This window comes from Delftia sp. Lp-1 (assembly GCF_020523835.1).
In the GTDB taxonomy this organism is placed as follows: domain Bacteria; phylum Pseudomonadota; class Gammaproteobacteria; order Burkholderiales; family Burkholderiaceae_C; genus Comamonas; species Comamonas acidovorans.
Window position 1 is genome coordinate 491748 of sequence record NZ_JAJALJ010000003.1, and the last position, 20009, is coordinate 511756.

At 70.3% G+C, this 20009-nt stretch carries 16 protein-coding genes; 9 read left to right on the forward strand and 7 right to left on the reverse strand.

All coding sequences use genetic code 11. The features are described 5' to 3' along the window. Positions 1–28 precede the first annotated feature (28 nt). The gene (locus LGR64_RS23260; protein WP_230357259.1) at positions 29–1711 is read left to right on the forward strand and encodes a sigma-54 interaction domain-containing protein; all 1683 of its coding nucleotides are present in this window, start codon (positions 29–31) and stop codon (positions 1709–1711) included. Positions 1712–1825: 114 nt separating this feature from the next. After that, on the forward strand, positions 1826–2827 hold the full coding sequence (locus LGR64_RS23265) for an arsenic resistance protein (RefSeq protein WP_230357087.1): 1002 nt from the start codon (positions 1826–1828) through the stop codon (positions 2825–2827). On the opposite strand, the gene LGR64_RS23270 is transcribed toward LGR64_RS23265, so the two are convergent. Then, on the reverse strand, positions 2803–3747 hold the full coding sequence (locus LGR64_RS23270) for a siderophore ABC transporter substrate-binding protein (protein ID WP_230357089.1): 945 nt from the start codon (positions 3745–3747) through the stop codon (positions 2803–2805). The genes LGR64_RS23265 and LGR64_RS23270 overlap by 25 nt on opposite strands. 121 nt (positions 3748–3868) lie before the next feature. After that, positions 3869–5896 (reverse strand): ligand-gated channel protein, encoded by a 2028-nt coding sequence (locus LGR64_RS23275; RefSeq protein ID WP_230357090.1) that lies wholly within the window; start codon positions 5894–5896, stop codon positions 3869–3871. Here LGR64_RS23275 and LGR64_RS23280 point away from each other — a divergent pair. Beyond that, positions 5895–6062 carry a hypothetical protein gene (locus tag LGR64_RS23280; RefSeq protein WP_185750894.1) on the forward strand — a complete coding sequence of 56 codons (168 nt, stop codon included), beginning with the start codon at positions 5895–5897 and terminating at the stop codon, positions 6060–6062. The genes LGR64_RS23275 and LGR64_RS23280 overlap by 2 nt on opposite strands. Before the next feature lie 166 nt (positions 6063–6228). Here LGR64_RS23280 and LGR64_RS23285 read toward each other — a convergent pair whose 3' ends face one another. Beyond that, entirely contained in the window at positions 6229–7533 is a 1305-nt protein-coding gene (locus LGR64_RS23285) for a DUF445 domain-containing protein (protein ID WP_080736788.1), read from the reverse strand. Between the two features lie 121 nt (positions 7534–7654). Between LGR64_RS23285 and LGR64_RS23290 the strand changes: the two genes are divergently transcribed. Continuing rightward, positions 7655–7912, forward strand: coding sequence for a DUF3297 family protein (locus LGR64_RS23290; RefSeq protein ID WP_013804396.1), 258 nt, complete (start codon positions 7655–7657; stop codon positions 7910–7912). Between the two features lie 78 nt (positions 7913–7990). Here LGR64_RS23290 and LGR64_RS23295 read toward each other — a convergent pair whose 3' ends face one another. After that, positions 7991–8866, reverse strand: coding sequence for a ChaN family lipoprotein (locus LGR64_RS23295; RefSeq protein WP_141830620.1), 876 nt, complete (start codon positions 8864–8866; stop codon positions 7991–7993). A gap of 160 nt (positions 8867–9026) precedes the next feature. On the opposite strand from LGR64_RS23295, the gene LGR64_RS23300 reads away from it, so the two are divergent. Next, entirely contained in the window at positions 9027–10925 is a 1899-nt protein-coding gene (locus LGR64_RS23300) for a type IV pili methyl-accepting chemotaxis transducer N-terminal domain-containing protein (protein WP_230357092.1), read from the forward strand. Between the two features lie 28 nt (positions 10926–10953). Next, positions 10954–11625 (forward strand): response regulator, encoded by a 672-nt coding sequence (locus LGR64_RS23305; RefSeq protein ID WP_012203037.1) that lies wholly within the window; start codon positions 10954–10956, stop codon positions 11623–11625. A gap of 4 nt (positions 11626–11629) precedes the next feature. Here LGR64_RS23305 and LGR64_RS23310 read toward each other — a convergent pair whose 3' ends face one another. Genes LGR64_RS23310 through LGR64_RS23320 form a run of 3 tightly spaced genes read right to left on the reverse strand, consistent with a single transcriptional unit; the run spans position 11630 to position 15956 of the window. Continuing rightward, positions 11630–12871, reverse strand: coding sequence for an MFS transporter (locus LGR64_RS23310; protein WP_230357094.1), 1242 nt, complete (start codon positions 12869–12871; stop codon positions 11630–11632). Beyond that, positions 12868–13935, reverse strand: coding sequence for a class I SAM-dependent methyltransferase (locus tag LGR64_RS23315; protein ID WP_230357096.1), 1068 nt, complete (start codon positions 13933–13935; stop codon positions 12868–12870). The genes LGR64_RS23310 and LGR64_RS23315 overlap by 4 nt, the downstream gene beginning before the upstream one ends. A 26-nt stretch (positions 13936–13961) precedes the next feature. Further along, on the reverse strand, positions 13962–15956 hold the full coding sequence (locus tag LGR64_RS23320) for a TonB-dependent receptor (protein ID WP_230357098.1): 1995 nt from the start codon (positions 15954–15956) through the stop codon (positions 13962–13964). 130 nt (positions 15957–16086) lie between these two features. Here LGR64_RS23320 and LGR64_RS23325 point away from each other — a divergent pair, with 130 nt between their 5' ends. From LGR64_RS23325 to LGR64_RS23335, 3 genes are all read left to right on the forward strand, one after another. Continuing rightward, positions 16087–17049 carry a helix-turn-helix transcriptional regulator gene (locus LGR64_RS23325; protein WP_230357099.1) on the forward strand — a complete coding sequence of 321 codons (963 nt, stop codon included), beginning with the start codon at positions 16087–16089 and terminating at the stop codon, positions 17047–17049. Positions 17050–17205: 156 nt separating this feature from the next. Continuing rightward, positions 17206–18528 (forward strand): MFS transporter, encoded by a 1323-nt coding sequence (locus tag LGR64_RS23330; protein WP_012203038.1) that lies wholly within the window; start codon positions 17206–17208, stop codon positions 18526–18528. A 16-nt stretch (positions 18529–18544) separates the two neighbouring features. Further along, on the forward strand, positions 18545–20005 hold the full coding sequence (locus LGR64_RS23335) for an MFS transporter (RefSeq protein ID WP_012203039.1): 1461 nt from the start codon (positions 18545–18547) through the stop codon (positions 20003–20005). Positions 20006–20009 lie beyond the last annotated feature (4 nt).

The window sequence follows — 20009 nt, forward strand, 5'->3', positions numbered from 1 at the left end:
TCACCCCCAGCCACTGCCCGCCATGTCCATGCCCAGCTCCCCCGACCACCGATTCGGCGTTCTCGTCTGGCGACGCGACTCGCCCGAGCCCGTGGCGCGGCTGGGCCTGGCGCAGGAGCCGCTGCTGCATGCAGCCGTCACCGAGGCCCTGGCCCGCGCGCACGGCGACGAGCACAACCCCATCGGCCATGGCCAGTTGCTGCACGTGGAAACACCGGGCCCGCGCGGCACGGTGGCCCGCCATGTGGCCGTGGTGCTGGCCGATGCCGAGGGCGAGGTCGCCCTGCTGCGCCCGGCCGACGAGGCGGCGGCGCTGTTCGACATGGTGGCCAGCGTGCCCTTCGCCTTCGCCATCCTCAACATGTTCCTGACCAACCCGTACCAGGCGATCACGGTGGCCGACCATGAAGGGCTGATGCGCTACATCAGCCCCGTGCACGAGAAGTTCTTCGGCCTGGCGCCCGGCACGGCCGCAGGCCGGCGCGCGGAGGACGTGATCCCCAACTCGCGCCTGCCCCACGTGGTGCGCAGCGGCCGGGCCGAGATCGGCGACCTGCAGCAGCTGGGGCCGGGCGTGAGCCGCATCGTCAACCGCATGCCGGTCTACGAGGGCGGCGCCGTGGTGGGCGCCGTGGGCCAGGTCAGCTTCAGCGGCGTGGAGGCGCTCAACCGCATGCAGCAGCGGCTGAACCAGCTGCATGACGAGGTGCAGCACTACAAGCGCGAACTGAGCCAGTTGCGCGGCGGCACGCCCACGGCGCAGATGGTGGGCGCCAGCGCCCCCATGCAAAGGCTGGCACGCGAGATCGACGCCGTGGCGCGGCTCGATGTGCCTGTGCTCATCCTGGGCGAGAGCGGCAGCGGCAAGGAACTGGTGGCCCAGGCCCTGCATGCGCGCGGGCGCGATGCCGACGCGCCCCTGGTCAGCCTCAACCTCGCGGCCCTGCCGGCCACGCTGATCGAGTCCGAGCTGTTCGGCTACGAGGCCGGCGCCTTCACGGGCGGGCGCAGGCAGGGCCAGCCCGGCAAGCTGGAGCAGGCCGAGGGCGGCACGCTCTTCCTCGACGAAGTGGCCGACATTCCCATGGAGATCCAGGTCAAGCTGCTGCGCGTGCTGGAGGACCGCCAGGTGCAGCGCCTGGGCGCACACAGCGGCCGGCAGGTGAACTTCCGCATCGTGGCCGCCACGCACCGCGACCTGCGCGGCCTCATCGACAGCGGGCGCTTCCGGCTGGACCTGTTCTACCGCCTCAGCGGCGTGGTGCTGCATGTGCCGGCCCTGCGCCAGCGCCTGGAGGACATCCCGGCCCTGGTTCAGCGCTTTGCCCAGTCGTTCTGCGAGCGCAACGGCATTGCGCTGCCGCGCATTGCGCCTGGTGTCATGCCTTACCTCGCCCGCCAGGCCTGGCCCGGCAATGTGCGCCAGCTGCGCCAGCGCGTGGAAGAGGCCCTGGTGTTCTGCGACGGCCACCTGCTGGGCGTGGACAACTTCGCGCGCCACGAGGACCCGCTGGCCGGCGCACGACCTTTGCCTGTTGCCGAGGCCGACATGCCCTCCACCGGCGCCGTGGCCCCGCTCAAGGACCAGGAGCGCAACGCCATCCTCGACGCCATCGCACGCTGCGGCGGCAACAAGAAGCTGGCCGCGCAGGAGCTGGGCATCTCGCGCTCCTACCTCTACAAGGTGCTGGGCGCGGCATCGCCCGGCTGAGCCTGTCGGGCCGAGGGCAGGGAATTCGAGACAGCGGCTGGCCGCACCGTTGCCATACTAGGCACCCCGTACCCCCTGCCGTCCCTGCCGCCCCTGCCGCACCCGGCGCCCCGAATGCAAGACACCCGAGACGCGCTCGAACAGCGCCAGATCCCCATCTACTTCGCCGCCGTGGCCCTGGCCGCGGCCGCCGCCTGGGCGCTGCCCGGCACGGGCGTGCTGGAGCGCGCCATCAACCCCGCGCTGGCGCTGATGCTCTATGTGACCTTTTTGCAGGTGCCCGTGGCCGAGCTGCGGCGCGCCTTTGGCCAGGTGCGCTTCCTGGCCGCGCTGATGACGGCCAACTTCATCATGGTGCCGGTGCTGGTCTGGGCCCTGCTGCAGTTCCTGCCTGCCGACCCCCTGCTGCGCCTGGGCGCGCTGCTGGTGCTGCTGGCGCCCTGCATCGACTACGTGGTCACCTTCTCCCACCTGGGACGTGCCGACGCGCGCCTGCTGCTGGCGGCCACGCCGGCCCTGCTGATCGCGCAGATGCTGGCCCTGCCCGGCTACCTGGGCCTTTTCCTGGGAGACGATGCGGCGCGGCTGGTGCAGGCGGGGCCTTTCCTGCATGCGTTCGTGTGGCTGATCGCCGTGCCGCTGGCCCTGGCCGCTGCCACCCAGTGGTGGGCGGCCCGCAGTCGGCGCGGCGCCAGCGCCTCGGCATGGCTGGGCCTGCTGCCCGTGCCGGCCACCGCCCTGGTGCTGTTCGTGGTGATCGCCTCCGTGCTGCCCCAGCTGGGCCCGGCCACGCACGCGGCCTGGAGCGTGGTGCCCGTCTATGCGGCCTTCGCGGTGGCAGCGCCCGCGCTGGGCTGGCTGGTGGCGCGCGCCTTCCGGCTTCCAGCGCCCGCAGGCCGAGCGGTCGCGTTCAGCGCGGGCACGCGCAATTCGCTGGTCGTGTTGCCGCTGGCCCTGGCCGTGCCCGGCGCCATTCCCGTGCTGCCGGCCGTCATCGTCACGCAGACGCTGGTGGAGCTGCTGGCCGAGCTGGCCTATGTGCGCGTGATTGCGCTGTGGGGCCGGGACCGGGAGCCGGCCCTGGCCCGCGGTCAACGCGATGACGCCGCGCCATAGGCCTGGCGCAGCTGCGCCATGTTGTCCAGCAGCGCCGTCGGCCCGGCGCTGCCCATCAGGTACCAGCCCTTGGGATCGAGGAAGACGACCTGCCCCTTGCGGCCGGCCGCCGTGGCGTGGATCCGCGCGTTGTCGAACACCTTGCGCGAAGCCATGATCTCGCCGCCGCCTGCCGCCTGGCCCGTGGCCGTGTTGCGGTCGATGACGTAGATCCACTCGGGGTCCAGCCGCGCCACATCATCGAAGCCGTAGGCGGTGCCGCGGGCTGGCAGTTGCGCAGCCGATAGCGCCGAGCGCGCGCCGAACACATCGAACAGAAAGCCGAAACGCGATCCCGGCGCCTGCGGCAGGAGCTTGTCGTTCACGGCCATGAGCAGCAGGCCCGGCGCGGCCTGCGAGGCCTGGGCACGCAGGCCCTGCAGTTCGGCGTGGATGCGCTGCACCAGCGCACGGCCCTGCGCCTGGCGGCCGAACAGCAGCGCCAGCGTGGCGATGTTGCGTTCGATATCGGCCAGCATGTGCTTGCCGCTGACGCTCAGGTCCAGCGTGGGCGCGATGCGTCCCAGCACCTCGGCCTTGCCGGCCGAGCGCCCGCCCACGATGATCAGGTCGGGCGCCAGCCGGCTCAGCGCCTCGTAGTCGGGCTCGAACAGCCCGCCCGCCGCAGGCCGCTGCGCGAAGCTGTCCAGATACCGGGGCAGCTGCGCCCGGGGCACGCCTGCGACCGCCGACGCGGGCACGCCCAGCGCATGCAGTGCATCCAGCGCCCCAAGGTCATAAACCACCGCGCGCCGGGGTGCGCCGGGCAGGCTGGTCATTCCCCCGGCATGCCGCACGGACAGCGGGGCCGCCACCGCAGTCCCCAGGAACAAGGCCGGCAAGGCCAGCGCCGCCGCGCGGCGCGTGATATCGAAGGTCATGGCAAAGAATCCCAGGAAAAAATGAAAGGAGTTCCGGCCTCCGGAAGCGGGTGCCGCGCCGGGAAGCGGCGCGGCCCGATCCGCAGGCCACGGGCAGCGGCCGCCCTTGCGGCCGGGATGCCTAGAACTTCACGTTCATGCCGATCCAGTAGCGCCGGCCGTCCTGCACCGTGGCGTAGTCCTCGTAGTACACGTCCTTGTCGAACAGGTTGTAGATGCCTGCGTAGAAGGTCACGTCCTTGCTGTAGTTGTAGGAGCCGCCCATGTCGAACATGGCATAGCTGCCGGCCACCCAGGTGCGCGCCGAACGGCCGCCCGTGGGCTGGCTTTCCTTGCCCCGGTAGGACAGCTTGGCCCAGCCCGCCCATTGCTGCGAAGGCTTCCAGTTCAGCGCCAGGTTGAGCATGTGGCGCGGCAGCTGGCTCAGCGGCTGCCCCGCGAACTCGCCGCTCTTTTGCTCGGACTTGGTGAAGGTGTAGCTGCTGCTCAGGTCCAGCGTGCGCGCCAGCGGGGCCTTGAACGTGGCTTCGATGCCGCGCGTGATGGCCTTGTCGATATTGACGTTGGTGGTGGGCGTGTTGCCCGAGGAATTGGCCGGTCCGCACTCGGGACAGGCGATGCGCGTGATCTTGTCGTTGAACTCGTTGTCGAACACCGTCAGGCCTGCCGAGAGGCCGGCGCCGCTGTTGTAGAGCACGCCCAGTTCCTTGCTCAGCGAGGTTTCGGGCTTCAGGTCGGGGTTGCCGTAGATGTTGCCGCCGCGGCTGGACTGGCCCCAGTCGCCCAGGGTCTGGCGCAACGAGGGCGCGCGAAAGCCGGTGGACACGCCGCCCTTGACGGTCCATTGCGTGGCGAGGTTCCACACGCCATACAGGCGCGGGCTCCATTGCGACCCGCCCTTGCTGTCGTGGTCGTAGCGCAGGCCGCCGGTCAGGGCGAAGTTCTCGCGCAGGCGCCACTCGTCCTCGGCGAACCAGGCGTACTGCGTGCGATCGGCCGTGGTGCGCGCCGAGCCCGGCAGCGTATTGGTCGTCGTGTCGCGCAGGTCCTGCTGGTTGTAGTACACGCCCGTGGTCAGCAGGTGCTGGCGGCCCAGCGGCGCCACCCAGCTGCTGTTGAACACCGTGTTCCTGATGGTCATGTCGCGCGACAGGTTGCGCGTTTCCTCGCGCTGCAGATAGGTGTCGGAGGAAGCCCAGCCCCAGCGGCCCTTGTGCTGCAGCGAGTAGTTCTCGCGCTCGAACTTGCGGTCGCTGGGCGCATCGGTGGGCAGCAGGGTCATGCCAGGCGACGAAACGAAGTGCTGGCGCGAAGTGCCGATCTCGGCGATCAGGTCGTGGTCCTTGCTGGGGGTCAGCGCCAGGCGCAGGTTCAGCGAACGGTTGTCGCTCTTGTTGTAGCCCTGGTAGATGCGGTCCTGGTCGCGCTTGCTGTAGTTGCCGTACAGGCTCAGGCCCAGCAGGTCGGTCTTGATCGGGCCTGACAGGTAGAAGTTGGTCTGGTAGGCATCGCCCGAGGTGGAGCGCTCCTGCAGCGTGGCGTCGGCACGCACCGAGCCATGCCAGTTTTTCGCCACCTTGCGCGTGATGACGTTGATCACGCCGCCCATGGCGTCCGAGCCGTACAGCGAGGACATGGGGCCGCGCACCACCTCGATGCGCTCGATGGCCTCCAGCGGCGGAATCCAGCTCTGGTCCGTGCCGGTGCTGCCGTTGGTCTGGGTCTCGCGCGTGCTCATCCGCTTGCCGTCCACCAGGATCAGGGTGTAGTTGGCGCCCATGCCGCGCAACGAGATGTCGTTGGAGTTGTTGTCCGAGGGCGTGAGGATCACGCCGGGCACATCGCGCAGGGCATCGTGCAGGTTGCGGTAGGCGCCCTGCTCCAGTTCCTGGCGCGTGATCACCGAGATCGAGGCCGGCGCCTGGCTGATCTCCTGCTCGAAGCCGCTGGCCGTCACGACCAGGGTTTCCAGCGTGGCCCCGCCTGCTGCCTGGGCCAGCGCGCTGCCCGAGGCCAGCAGGCCCAGGCAGGCGCCCAGCGCGGTGCGGCGCAGGGGAACGGCGGTGGAGGGAAACGAAGCACGCAGGGAGGTGCAAAGGGCGGACAGGGCAAAGCCACGGCCCGCCGCGGGGGCTGTGCAGTTGTGCATGGGAAAGCTCGCAAGAAGAATCACGGACGGTCGAACGACCGGGGTGCGCATCCGCTCTGTTGTTTTTGATGAGTGCGAATCGTTCTTATTTTATTTTCCCGTCGACAACGGCCTGGCCGACGGCAGCGCAGCTGCTGTTTTTCTTTACAAGCGGACCGATCTGTGAGCAATTCATTCAGGATGCTGAATGTTGCCTTGTTCATCAATGACATGCAGGGCCGCCAGTGCCCGGGCGCGTGCAGCGCCCGGCCCGATTCACGGCGTTCCGGCGAACACGGCAGCTTTGTAAAGTTAGCCCGATGTGGCCCTCAGGCAACATCCTGATACGAAGATCAGGCCCACAGCCGCCCCGCATTGGAGACCAGGAACAGCACCAGCCCCACGGCACCGCCGACCACGGTGCCGTTGATGCGGATGTACTGCAGATCCTTGCCGATGTGCAGCTCGATCAGCTCGGACAGCTCGCGCGCATCCCAGCGCCGCACGGTATCGGCGATGTGCTGGGCCAGGAACTGCGAGACATCGGGCGCCAGCGCCTGGGCCCAGCGCTTGAGGCGCTCGTTCATGGAGCTGCGCAGCGCCTCGTCGTGCGCCAGCGACTGGCCCAGCCAGCGGCCCATGGCGGCGGTCTTGCGCGCCACCTGCGAATGCTCGTTGGCCAGGTCCGCCTGCAGCTTGGCGCGCAGGCCCAGCCACAGCGCCCGCAGGTAGCCGGCCAGCTTTTCGTCGTGCAGCAGGTAGTGGCGCAGCCGCTCGGCGCGCTCGGACATGGCGGGGTCGGACTGCAGCCGCGTGACCAGCCGGTCCACGGAGGCGTCGAAGGCCTTGCGCATGTGGTGCTCGGGATTGCTGGCAATGTCCTGCAGCAGGCTGTCGAGCGCGCCCGCAATGGCGCTGGCGCCCTTGTCGCTGAGCCAGTCCGTGGGCAGCATCTTTTCCTTGAGCGGATGCTCGCGCTTGAGCCACAGCACGATGGTCTGGGCGATCAGCACATGGGTCTCGGCCTCGCGCAGCACGCCGCTGACGCGGGCCAGCACATCGTCCAGCACGGCCTGGTGGCGGCCGTCCTTGGTCAGGCCCGACAACAGATCCGCCGCCGCGCGTGGCAGGTCCACCTGGGCCAGCAAGGCCTTGAATGCCTGTGTCAGAAAGCGCTCCACCTGCCGGTCCTGCACCATCTCCAGCGCCGCCAGCGCCAGCCGCGCCACCTGCCGCCCCAGCAGGGTGCTGTTGGCCGGCGTGGTCAGCCAGCCGGCCAGCACGCGCGCAGGATCATGGCGCTCGATCAGTGCCACCAGCGAAGGGCCGTCCAGGAACTTGTCGCGCACGAAGTTCGCCAGGTTCTCGCCGATGCGGTCCTTGTTGCGCGGGATGATGGCCGTATGGCGCCCGACCAGGGGCAGCGGAATGCGCCGGAACAGCGCCGACACCGCAAACCAGTCGGCCAGCGCGCCGACCAGCGAGGCCTCGGTCACGGCCTTGATGCAGGCCAGCCACAGCGGCACCTGCTGCCAGTGCCCCGCCGCCACGGACGAGGCCACGAAGCCCAGCGCCACGAACAGCAGCAGCGCCAGCGGCAGGCGCTTGGCCGACTTCAGTGTTTGACGTTGCTCTGGCGACAGCATGGAGCGCAGCATACGACGCCCGTCCGCCATCCGCATGGCGATGCCTGCCGCCAAAGCCTGTCAGCCAGCGCCTGCCTGCGAATTGCGCGGACAATACCGGCTTTCTTCAGAACCCTCTTGCGAGAACAAGACCATGACCGACGCCAACGCACCCGCCGATCGCCCCGCACTGCCCGACCACCTGTCCATCGACCCGCGCAGCCCGCACCATGTGGCCGCCGTGTTCGAGCACGACATCGGCATCCGCTTCAACGGCAACGAGCGCTTCGATGTGGAGGAGTACTGCGTGAGCGAGGGATGGATCAAGGTGCCGGCCGGCAAGACGGTGGACCGCAAGGGAAAGCCCCTGCTGATCAAGCTCAAGGGCGCCGTGGAAGCTTTCTACCGCTGATTTCCTGCGCCTGTGCCGCCACAGGCTTGACCGGCCGGTCGCAAGGCCGGCCGCAACCTCTTCAGGAATCAGCGGGCTTCAGCTCGCATCGGCCCGCGGCGCCGGCGGATTCCTGAACTTCTCCCGCAGCTCGGCGCAGTGGTCCTTGGCCGGCAGGGCATCCGTCTTCTGCAGCCAATCCACATCCGAGGCCTGCGCCACCGATGTCTCCCCCGCCTGCGCCACGGCCACCTTGGCGCCTGCGGCCTCGGGCAGCCAGGTGGGAATGCCCACGCCGCGCAGCACGTGGCCGCGTCCGGCCACCAGCAGCACGGTCTTGCCGGGCTTGACAGCGGCCCTGGCCACCTCGGCCATGCTGGCATCGCGGGCCAGCTGGATGCGGGCCATGGGCGCCAGCTGGGTGTCGGGCAGCAGGCCGCAGTGGCCTTCGCGGATGGCGTCGAGCTGGCGCTGCCAGCCCTCGGGCGGCAGGTGGGTGTCCAGGTTCTCGTTGCGCATGGCCTGCTTCATGTCGGCGCGCGGCAGGTTGCCGCCCAGCACGGGCACGCCCGCGCGCACGGCGGCCATGACCACGCCGCGGTAGCGCGGCCAGGGCCAGGCCGCGTCCTGCCATTGCAGGGCCTGCTGCACCGCGTCCTCGGAGGCATCGCGTGCCAGGCTGGCCGTGGAGCCCGTGCGCGGCGCCATCTCGATCACCAGCGCGGCCAGGCGCTCCTGTTTTGCCAACTGCTCCACCGTGGCCTGCTGCCAGGCCTGGTGGGCGACCGCATCGTGCTGCTCGCCCAGCAGCACGATGGGCGCGTCGGACCAGCGCTGCAACTGCTGCGTCCAGTCCCGCGCCGGGGCGGAGGAGCTGGCGCAGCCGGCAAGGGCTGCCGCCAGCAATGCGGCCGCAGCCAGGCCGGCAAGGCGCGGGGTGCGGATGAAGGGGCGGGGGATGGAGCGGACTTGCATGGCCCCATGCTAAACACTGGCCTCGCCCGGGGACGCCATAGGCCCTGTGGGCATTGGGGGCAGTTGAAAGGATCCTAGGAATCGGGGCGGGGCACGGCGCAAACGGGTGGCGCTTGATTCAGGTCAAGACGCGCAAATGTGCCGTGGCTACAGTGCAACCATGCATGGCAAGCCCTCGCTTTCGACCAAGCTGCTGCTCATGGGCGCAGCCTGCCTGCTCGCGGCCGTGGCCTCCATTGGTTTCACGCTGTGGGTGGCCTGGCAGCTGGAAGGCGGCGCGGCGGCGGTGAACGAGGCCGGGCGGCTGCGCATGAGCATGGTGCGCATGGCCATGGCGCGCCAGAACGAGGCGCCTGCGCAGTGGCAGGAGCGCGCACGACAGTTCGACGCCAGCCTGGACCTGCTGCGCAGCGGCGACATGTCGCGGCCGCTGTTCGTGCCCTGGAGCGATGCGGTCAGCGCGCGCTACGAGCGCATACGCGGCGACTGGAGTGCGCTGCGCACGCAGTGGCAGGCCGAGGACCATGTCGATGCGCAGGCCATCATGGGCAGCGCCGACGCCTTCGTGCGCGAGGTGGACGACTTTGTCGAGGCCATCGAGGACCGGCTCTCGCGCTGGACGGCCATCCTGCACCTGTTTCAGATGTGTCTGATGGCGCTGGCCATCATCGCGGCCGTGAGTTTCATGGCCACCAGCTACTGGCTGGTGCTGCATCCCGTGGGCCAGCTGCGCTCGGCGCTGGAGCGCATGCGCCGCGGACACCTGGACACGCGCATGAGCGTGGAGGTGGACGACGAGTTCGGCCAGCTGGCCGCAGGCTTCAACCTCATGGCCCAGTCGCTGCAAAGCTCGCACGCCGAGCTGGAGGACAAGGTGCGCGAGAAGACCGCCAGCCTCAACGTGCAGCACCAGCAGCTGCAGGCGCTGTACGCGGTCAGCGTGCAGGCGTCGGAGGCCGCCAGCCTGCAGTCCCTGGCCGAAGGCTTTGTGCGCCAGGTCCGCCTGGCGGCCCAGGCCGATGCGGCCACGGTGCGCTGGTCCGACGAGGCCAACGAGCGCTACGTGCTGCTGGCCGGCGACGGCCTGCCCCAGTCCATGTCGGTGCAGGAGCACTGCCTGCACACGGGCGCCTGCCTGTGCGGCCAGCCGCGCGAGCAGGCGCGGCTGCGCGTGATCCCCATCACGCCGGCCAGCGACCTGCAGCTGCCGCACTGCCGCGAGGCCGGCTTCCAGACCGTGGTCAGCATCCCCGTGCAACTGCAGCAGCGCCTGCTGGGTGAGGTCAACCTGTTCTTTCGCTCCACCGTGGTGCTCACGGACGACATGCGCGACCTGCTGTCCGCCATGGCGCGCCACCTGGCCAGCGCCATGGAAAGCCTGCGCGCCACGGCGCTGGAGCGCGAGGCCGCCGTGGCCGAGGAGCGCGGCCTGATCGCGCGCGAGCTGCATGACTCCATTGCCCAGTCGCTGGCCTTTCTCAAGATACAGACCCAGTTGCTGCGCGACGCCGTGGCCAAGGGCCGCGACGAGGCGCGCGACCGCAGCCTGGGCGAGCTGGAAGTGGGCGTGCGCGAATGCTATGCCGACGTGCGCGAGCTGCTGGTGCATTTCCGCACGCGCACCAGCGCCGAGGACATCGAGGCCGCGCTGCGCGCCACGCTGTCCAAGTTCGAGCACCAGACGGGCATTGCCACCTCGCTGAGCATGACGGGCCAGGGCCTGCCGCTGGCGCCCGACGTGCAGATCCAGGTGCTGCACATGGTGCAGGAGGCGCTGTCCAACGTGCGCAAGCACGCGGGTGCCAGGCATGTGGAGCTGCGCGTGGGACGCCACCCCTGGCGCTTCGAAGTCTGCGACGACGGCTGCGGCTTCGTCCCCGCCACCGTTGCGCCGGACTCGCTGCATGTGGGCCTGGGCATCATGCGCGAGCGCGCCCTGCTGGCCCAGGCGCTGGTCCATGTCCACTCCCGCCCCGGCGAGGGCACGCGCGTGCTGATCGAGCTGCCGCCGTCGGCCTCGGCCGGCGCGCCGGCGCAGGCCCTCCCCTCGAACGCGTGACACGCTCCCGGAAGAAAAAAGCCGCCCCATGTCCTTCTCCAGCCCCATCTCCGTCTTCGTCATCGACGACCACACGCTGTTCCGCCGCGGCCTGATCGCCCTCATCGCCCAGGACGCAGGCCTGCGCGTGGTCGGCGAGGCCGGCGACGCGGGCGAGGCCCTGCGCCTGGTGCCCGCGCTGGCGCCCCAGGTCATCCTGCTGGACAACCACCTGCCGGGCGTGCTGGGCGTCGATGCCATCGCAGGCCTGCGCGCGGCCTCGCCCGGCAGCCGCGTCGTCATGCTCACCGTGAGCGAGGACGGCCAGGACCTGGCGGCCGCGCTGCGCAACGGTGCCCAGGGCTATCTGCTCAAGACCATCGACGGCGACCTGCTGTCCGAGGCCCTGCGCCGCGCCGCGCGCGGCGAGCCCGTGGTCAGCCCCGAGATGATGGGCAAGCTGGTGGCGGCCTTCCAGTCCCAGGGCGCGCCCGAGCCCCAGGCGCCCGAGCCGGACGAGGCCCCGGCCTCGCCGCTGTCCCCGCGCGAGGAAGAGGTGCTGGTCCAGATCGCCCGAGGCGCCAGCAACAAGGAAATCGCCCGCACGCTGGACATTGCCGAGACCACGGTCAAGATCCACGTCCAGCACATCCTGCGCAAGCTGGGCCTGAGCTCGCGCGTGCAGGCGGCGGTGTATGCGTCGGAGCGGCAGCGGGATTAGCGGGCTACGCTGTGGCCGAAGCCCAACCATCCCCCGCACACCGCAGCGCCCACACCCAGGCCAGCGCGGCCGCCACCGTCAGCCCGGTGAGCATGGCTGCCGCGCCCATGGCGTCCAGTGCCATGCCGGCGGCCAGCGGCACCAGCATGCGGCTGGCGGCGAAGAGGCTGGCCTGCAGGCCGTAGTCGAAGGCCTGCCAGCGCGGGCGGGCGAATTGCATCATCAGTCCGAAGACGCAGGCCGAGGAGGCGCCCATGGCTGCTGCCACGCAGGCCACGGCCGCGACCAGGCCCGGGGCCGGGGCGCCGGCTGCGATGACGGCCGCCAGCAGCGCCAGCGCCGCCACATTGCAGCCCGCATACAGGGGCAGGGCGCGCCGGGTGCCCAGGCGGCGCGTGAGCAGGGGCGAGGCCGCGCCCGCCAGCGCGGCCACCACGCCGCCGCCCATGCCGGCCAGCAGGGCGGCCTGGGCGGGCGCGAAGCCGTGGTCCAACATCAGCGGCTTCAGGTAGAACCAGGCCGCGCCGATGAAGGGGAAGTAGCTGACCAGCACCAGGGTCCAGCGCCAGGCGCCGGGCTGGGCGCCATAGCCGCGGACCATGGCGGCCAGTCCAGCTTTGGGCGCAGGCAGCAGCACAGGCGAGGGCGCCTCCCCGGGCTCATGGCGCACCACCCAGGCCAGCAGCAGGGCGCCCAGGGCCAGCGCGCCGGCCAGGCAGAGGAAGGGCGCGCGCCAGCCCCATTTCGCCTGCATGAGCAGCATCATCCCGCCGCCCACGATGGCGCCCAGCGACAGCGCCGCTGCGCGCACGCCACCGGCGCGCATGCGCTCGGACGCGGGCAGCAGGCGGATGGCCAGGGCGCTGACGGGAATGTCGGCCCAGGTGGCGGCCAGCGCGGCCGCGAAGGCCAGGCCGAACAGCCACAGGCGCTCGGCCAGCAACTGCTGCCAGCCCAGGGCCAGCAGCACGGCCGCATAAGCCAGGCACAGGGCCAGCGCCCAGGCGCGGTAGCGCGGCTGGCCGTTCGCGCTGCGCGCTTCCACGGGCGCGGCCAGCGCGAACTTGATCAGCGCGGGCAGCCCCGCCAGCTGGAAGAGGCCGATGGCCGTGCCCGACCAGCCATGCTGGCGCATGACCAGGGGCAGGCCCAGCCACAGGTAGACGCTGGGCGCCGTGAGCGCCAGGTGCAGCCAGCCGAACAGGGCCTGGAGCAGCCAGACAGGGCGGGGAGCTGCGGCCTTCATGGCGCGGCCTTGCGGGCCACGAGCACGGCCAGCGGCGCCATCGGAAACTCGCGCGACTCGATGCGTTCGATGCGCTCGAAACCCGCGTGCGCCAGCAGCGCCTGCAGCTCGCCGCGCCGGGTTACGCTGCGGCCCAGCAGGCGCATGGGCAGGTAGTAGGGCAGGGTGCGCAGGGCCGATTCGGGCGCGTCGTCCACCTCCGCATGGGCGCAGACGAAGACGCCGCCGGGCGCCAGCGCGTCGAACACCTTGGCGACCACGGCTGCCGCATCGGGCACGAAATGCAGCACGGACGAGCACCAGACCAGGTCGTAGCCGCTGCCTATGCCGTCCGTGGCCAGGTTGCCGCCCAGGGCGGTGAAGCGGTCGGACAGGCGGGACTGGCGGGCGTTGTCCGCCGCCACGGCCACGGCCTCGGGCCAGTCGAAGACGCTGGCCTGCAGCGCGGGCTGCTGGCGCAGCAGGGCCAGCGCGATCCAGCCGGGGCCGCCGCCCAGGTCCAGCATGCGGCGCGCGGCGCCGGCCTCGGCAACCTGCTGCAGCAGGTTCAGCGCGGCAGGCACGCTGACGGCGCGCTGCTCCTGGCCGATCTGGGCGCGCGCGGCGGCGGCCCAGCCTTCGGCATTGCCCGTGGCCAAGGGGGCGCTGCAGGCCGAGCCGTCCCCGGCAGGGCCGTGCTCGACCAGGCCGCGCAGCAGCGTGGCGGAGTGGCGCAGCGAGCGCAGGCGGAACAGCCAGGCCGCGCCGCAGGACTCGGGCGATGCGCTGTGCAGGTAGCGCAGCGCATCGGTGGCCAGCAGGTAGCTCACGGGCTCGTGCTGGCCGCGCCGCAGGAGGCCCATGCTCCACAGCAATTCCAGCCAGTGGGAGGTATTGGCCTCGTTCCAGCCCTGGGCCTGGGCCAGCTCGGCCGGCGTCTGGGGCGTGGCCAGCCGGTCCAGAGCGCCCGATTCGAGTGCCAGCACCAGGGCCTCGGCCTGCACCTGGGCGGCGGCCAGGTCCCACAGCGGTTGCAGGGCGTGAGAGGGGGTGTGGGTAGGGGATTCACGGCGGGGTGTATTCATCGGAAGGTCCTTTTCACGAAAGGGAGTCACATGCGCCAGGTCAGCCGCACGCCGAACTCGCGCGGCGGGCTGTAGACCACGACCTGACCATTCAGGTAGCCCACGGCGTCGTAGCGGCGGTTGGCGGCATTGCGCAGGTAGGCGGCGATTTCCCAGGACCCCTGGGCATAGCCGGCCGACAGGTTGAGCAGCCCGTAGCCGGGGCGGCGGTAGGCGTTGGCGGCGTCCAGGTAGACCTTGCCCGTGCCCTGCACGGCGGCCTGCGCCCACCAGCGGCCGGGCGCGTCGTAGCGCAGCGCCACATGGGCCGTCATGTCGGGCGCAAACGGGTTGCGGTGGCCGTCGTAGACGGCGGCGCCGTCGCGGAACGTGCCGAATCGCGTGCGGTTCAGGCCCAGGGCGGTCTGCAGCTGCCAGCCGCCGCCGAACACATAGTCCAGCTCGAAGTCCGCACCCGTGGAGCGCGCCCGCGCCGCATTGGTGATGTAGACCACGCCCGGCAGGCCCATCTGCTGCACCTGCATGTCGCGCACCTGCTGGGTGTAGACCGAGGCCGCATAGCGCAGGCGCTGCCCCAGCAGCCGGCCCTTGGCGCCGATCTCCCAGGCGCGCACGGTCTCTGGCTCGTAGGCCGCATAGCCCATGGCCGGAGAGAACACGTTGAAGCCGCCCGCGCGGTAGCCCTCGCTGAGGCTGGTGTAGACCTGGCCCTGGGGCGACCACTGGTATTGCAGCGAGAGCTTGGGGCTCAAGCGCGACCAGTCGTCGCTGCGCGCCGCCGCGCCCATGGGGGCCAGTTCCACGCGGTTGCGCTCCGCGCGCGCGCCGGCCGCCAGCGTCCAGCGCTCGGACAGCGGGACGGTCCAGTGCGTGAACAGCGCCGCCGTGCTGCCCTTGAGTCCGGCCGTGGGCCGCATCAGCGCGGCGGGCAGCTTTTGCTCGTAGCGCAGGTCATGGTCGTCGCGGTCCAGGTACAGGCCGGCCAGCCAGCGCGCGTTCCACAGGCCTGCGGCCTCGCCTTCCAGGCGCAGTTCCTGCGAGGTCGTGGCCAGGCGGTAGTCGCGCCGCACGTGGAGCAGGTCGGCGCGCTGGAAGTCCGTGTCCTGCAGCACGCGGTCGTCGAAGACATTGCGTGCGGTGATGGAGCGCAGCCGCAGCCCCGAGGCAAAGCGGTGCGAGACATCGAGCGACAGCGTCTGCCCGCGCGAGCGGTTCCAGCTGTCCGTGCCCGAGTTCACCGTGGCGCGCGGCGCGGCAATGCTGCCCCATTGCGCGGCGCCGTCGTCCCAGCGCTGCTGGGCGTAGCGCAGCGTGGCCTCGGTCTCGGCCGTGGGCGTCCAGCGCACGGCCAGGCGGCCGCTGGCGCGCTCGCGGTCGTCCACGCGCGCTCCCGTCGCCTGCTGGCGAATGAAGCCGTCCTGCGCGCGCCACTCGCCCGACAGGCCGATGTAGAGCTGGCCCGGCACCAGCGCGCGGCCCAGCTCGAAGCTGCCCGCGCGCTGGCCGTGGTGGCCGGCCTCGGCGCTGATCGATGCATAGGGCGTGTCGCCGGGCTGGCGCGTGACGATGCTGACCACGCCCGCTTCGGCATTGCGGCCGTACAAGGTCGATTGCGGGCCGCGCAGCACCTCCACGCGGTCCACGCCCTGCAGGTTGTGCTCGAAGCCCTGGGCCATCAGCGTGGGCACGCCATCGACCAGCAGCAGCGTGGACGAGGAGAACGACACGAAGTTGGCCGTCAGCCCGCGCATCACGGGCGGCTGCACGCCCGACTGGCCGAAGGCCTGGAACACAAAGCCCGGCACCTGGGCGGACAGCGCGTCCAGCCCGCGCACGCCAGCCGCCTCCAGCGCCGCGCCGTCGAAGACGGAGACGCTGGCGGGCACGGCGTCCAGGCTCTCGGCCTGCTTGTTCACCGTGACCGTGATCTCGGGCAGGGTGGCTTCGGGCGCCTGGCCCTGGGCCGCCACCGTGAAGGGGGCCAGGGCCAGCGCGGCCGGCCAGCGAAGGGGGAATGCCATGGTTTTCTCGTCCTCTCCAAAAGGGAATCTCGTTGGAGACCGATGCTAGGGAAGATGAGAATCGCTATCATTTGAAAACGTATGCGCGCCGGAGCATTTCCTATGCGAAGCGCGCATCCATTCCTCTCCCATGACCTCCCGCATCCCTTCCTCGCTTGCCTTGCCCCAGCCCTGTGCGCCGGGCTGGACGCGGCATGCCCTGCCCGCCGAGCTGGGCGACTGCCATGCGGAGCGCTTCACGCTGGGCGACGGCATCGTGCTGGCGCGCTCGCACTACTGCCCGCTGCGCGACCTGGTGGAGGACAGCGTGCAGGCCGATGCCTCGGACCAGGGCCGCACCCTGGTCATCACGCTGGGGCTGGCGGGCGAATCGGGCTTTGTGGCGCGTACGGGTGCGGCGCTGCGCTTCGGCGCGGGGCAGACCACGCTGGCAGCCTTTCGCGGCAGCCAGGGCGAGCGCCGCTATGCGGCAGGCCAGACCGTGCGCCAGCTGCGCCTGCTGCTGTCGGGCTCGGCGCTGGACCGCTACCTGGGGGCCGAGCTTTCGCGGCGGCTGACCCAGGTGGACGGCGCGGCCGGTGTGCGGGCGCTGGACCACCGTGCCAGCCTGCCGGCCAGCCTGGCGCTGGCGCGGCGCCTGGCCCAGCCGCCCGGGCACCAGCCCACCGATGCGCTGGACCGCCACATCGCCATGCTGAGCCTGGCCGCGCTGGAGCTGCGGCACCTGGCGCCTGCGCCGCAGCCGGCCAAGGCGGCACTGCGCTGGTCGGCAGACGAACTGGCCCGGCTGGAGCAGGCGCGCGGACTGCTGTCCACCCAGATGGACCGAGCGCTGACCATGGCCTACCTGAGCGCCGCCGTGGGCCTGGGCGAGCACCGGCTCAAGCAGGGCTTTCGCGCCGTCTTCGGCACCACGCCCCAGGCCCTGCTGCTGGAGCTGCGCATGCGCCGCGCCTGGGCGTTGCTGGAGACCGGCTGCCAGGTCGCCCAGGCCGGCTGGCAGGTGGGCTATGCCCATCCGTCGAACTTCAGTGCCGCGTTCACGCGGTTCTATGGGCGCAGCCCGAAATCGGTCTTCGGCCGCCGCTCCTGATCTGCGTCAAGCCTTTTTGTCCCCGATAGTTCTTTGGAACTAGGCCCGCCTGCGCGCTCCTAGTTCTTCCGCCTTGTCCGAGCGTACGGCTGGCGGATGTGCGGCGCGGCCCTCGCGCGGGACCATGGATGCCATAGCCCCCACGAGGAAAACAAAATGGCAAACACAGCGCCCACCGCACAGGGCGACCCCCGAAAGAGCACCAGCACAGGCACACGCCACGACCGCCAGGCCTGGTCGGTCCTGGCCGTCAGCACCCTGGCCTTCACGGTCTGCTTCATGGTCTGGATGATGTTCGGCATCATCGGCATCCCCATCAAGAAGATGCTGGATCTGAACGCCACGCAGTTCGGCCTGCTCACGGCCATGCCCGTGCTCACGGGCTCGCTGGTGCGCGTGCCGCTGGGCATCTGGACCGACCGCTTCGGCGGGCGCATCGTGATGGCGGTGCTGATGGCCGTCACCGTGCCCGCGATCTGGGTGATGGGCTATGCCACCGAGTACTGGCACTTCCTGACCATCGGCCTGTTCGTGGGCCTGGCGGGCGGCTCGTTCTCGGTGGGCACGCCCTATGTGGCGCGCTGGTTTCCCAAGGAGCGCCAGGGCATGGCCATGGGCATCTATGGCGCGGGCAACTCGGGCGCGGCGGTCAACAAGTTCGTGGCGCCGGTGATCCTGGTGGCCTTCGGCTGGGCCGCCGTGCCGCATGCCTATGCGGCCATCATGCTGGGCGCGCTGGTGCTGTTCTGGCTGTTCAGCCACAGCGACCCGGCCCACCTGGTGCCCAGCAACGTGCGCTTCAGCGACCAGTTGAAGGCGCTCAAGGACCCGCGCGTGCTCAAGTACTGCCAGTACTACAGCATCGTCTTCGGCGGCTATGTGGCGCTGAGCCTGTGGATGGTGCAGTACTACGTGGGCGAGTACGGCCTGGACATCCGCGTGGCGGCCCTGCTGGCGGCCTGCTTTTCGCTGCCGGGAGGCGTGCTGCGCGCCATCGGCGGCTGGCTGTCGGACAAGTACGGCGCACACAGCGTGACCTGGTGGGTGCTGTGGGTGTGCTGGATCTGCCTGTTCCTGCTGTCCTATCCGCAGACGGATTTCACGGTGCTCACCACCGAGGGCAGCACCCGCTTTCACCTGGGTCTGAACGTCTATGCCTTCACCGCGCTGATGTTCGTGCTGGGCATTGCCATGGCCTTCGGCAAGGCCAGCGTCTTCAAGTACATCAGCGACGACTACCCCGGAAACATCGGCGCCATCAGCGGCATCGTGGGCCTGGCCGGCGGCATGGGCGGCTTCATCCTGCCCATCCTGTTCGGCGTGCTGCTGGACTGGACGGGCATCCGCTCCAGCGCCTTCATGCTGCTGTACGGCGTGGTCTGGGTGTCGCTGATCTGGATGTATTTCACCGAGGTGCGCCGCACCGACGTGCTCAACAGCCACGGCGGCCACAGCGATGTGCAGCCGGCCGCGCGCTGAACCGCAGGAGTTGCACATGCATGCGAACACCAAGACCGCCGCAAAGGCATCCGCGCGCAGCCGCCCCGGCAGCGTGCTGACCCTCTGGCGCCCCGAGGACAGGCAGTTCTGGGAGCGCGAGGGCGAGGCCATCGCCAGGATCAACCTCTGGATCTCGGTGCCCGCCCTGTTCCTGGCCTTTGCCATCTGGCAGGTCTGGAGCGTGGTGGCCGTGAACCTGCCCGCGCTGGGCTTCACCTACTCCACCAACCAGCTGTTCTGGCTGGCGGCGGCGCCCGCGCTGTCGGGCGCCACGCTGCGCATCTTCTATTCCTTCATGGTGCCGCTGATGGGCGGGCGCCGGTGGACGGCGCTGTCCACGGCCTCGCTGCTGATCCCGGCCATCGGCATCGGCTACGCCGTGCAGGACGCCAGCACCGGCTATCCGACCATGCTGATCCTGGCCCTGCTGTGCGGCCTGGGCGGGGGCAACTTCAGCTCCAGCATGGCCAACATCAGCTTCTTCTTTCCCAAGGAGCGCAAGGGCTCGGCCCTGGGCGTGAACGCGGGCCTGGGCAACCTGGGCGTGTCGGTGGTGCAGTTCCTGAGCCCGCTGGTGATCACGGCCGGCATCTTCGGCGTCTTCGGCGGCGATGCGCAGACCATCACCAAGGCCGGCGAGACCACCCGGGTCTGGGCGCAGAACGCGGCCTTCATCTGGGTGCCGTGGATCGCCATCGCCTCGCTGGCCGCCTGGTTCGGCATGAACGACATCGCCGACGCCAAGGCCAGCTTCGCGGCCCAGGCCGCCATCTTCCGGCGCAAGCACAACTGGGTGATGTGCCTGCTGTACCTGGGCACCTTCGGCTCGTTCATCGGCTTTGCCGCCGGCTTTCCACTGCTGATCAAGAGCCAGTTCCCGGCGGTCAATCCGCTGGCCTATGCCTGGCTGGGCCCGCTGCTGGGCGCGCTGTCGCGGCCCTTTGGCGGCTGGCTGGCCGACAAGGCGGGCGGCGCGCGCGTGACGTTCTGGAACTTCCTCGTCATGGCCGTGGCCGTGGTGGGCGTGCTGTATTTCCTGCCCAAGGGCAGCGGCGGCTACGCGCTGGGCTTCGGCCCTGCCGAGGGCAGCTTCATGGGCTTCTTCCTGATGTTCCTGGTGCTGTTCCTGACCACGGGCATCGGCAACGGATCGACCTTCAGCATGATCCCGGCAATTTTCCTGGCCCTCAAGCAGCGCGAGCTCGGCGCCCATCCCAGCGAGCAAGCGCAGGCCCATGCCCTCAAGGAGGGCAATACCGAAGGCGCGGCCGCCCTGGGCTTTGCGGGCGCGCTGGGAGCCTACGGCGGCTTCTTCATCCCCAAGAGCTACGGCAGCTCCATCGCCGCCACGGGCGGGCCCGAACTGGCGCTGTGGGTGTTTGCCGCCTTCTATGTGCTGTGCGTGGGCGTGACCTGGTGGTACTACGCGCGCAGGAACGCCGAGATGCCCTGCTGAGCCC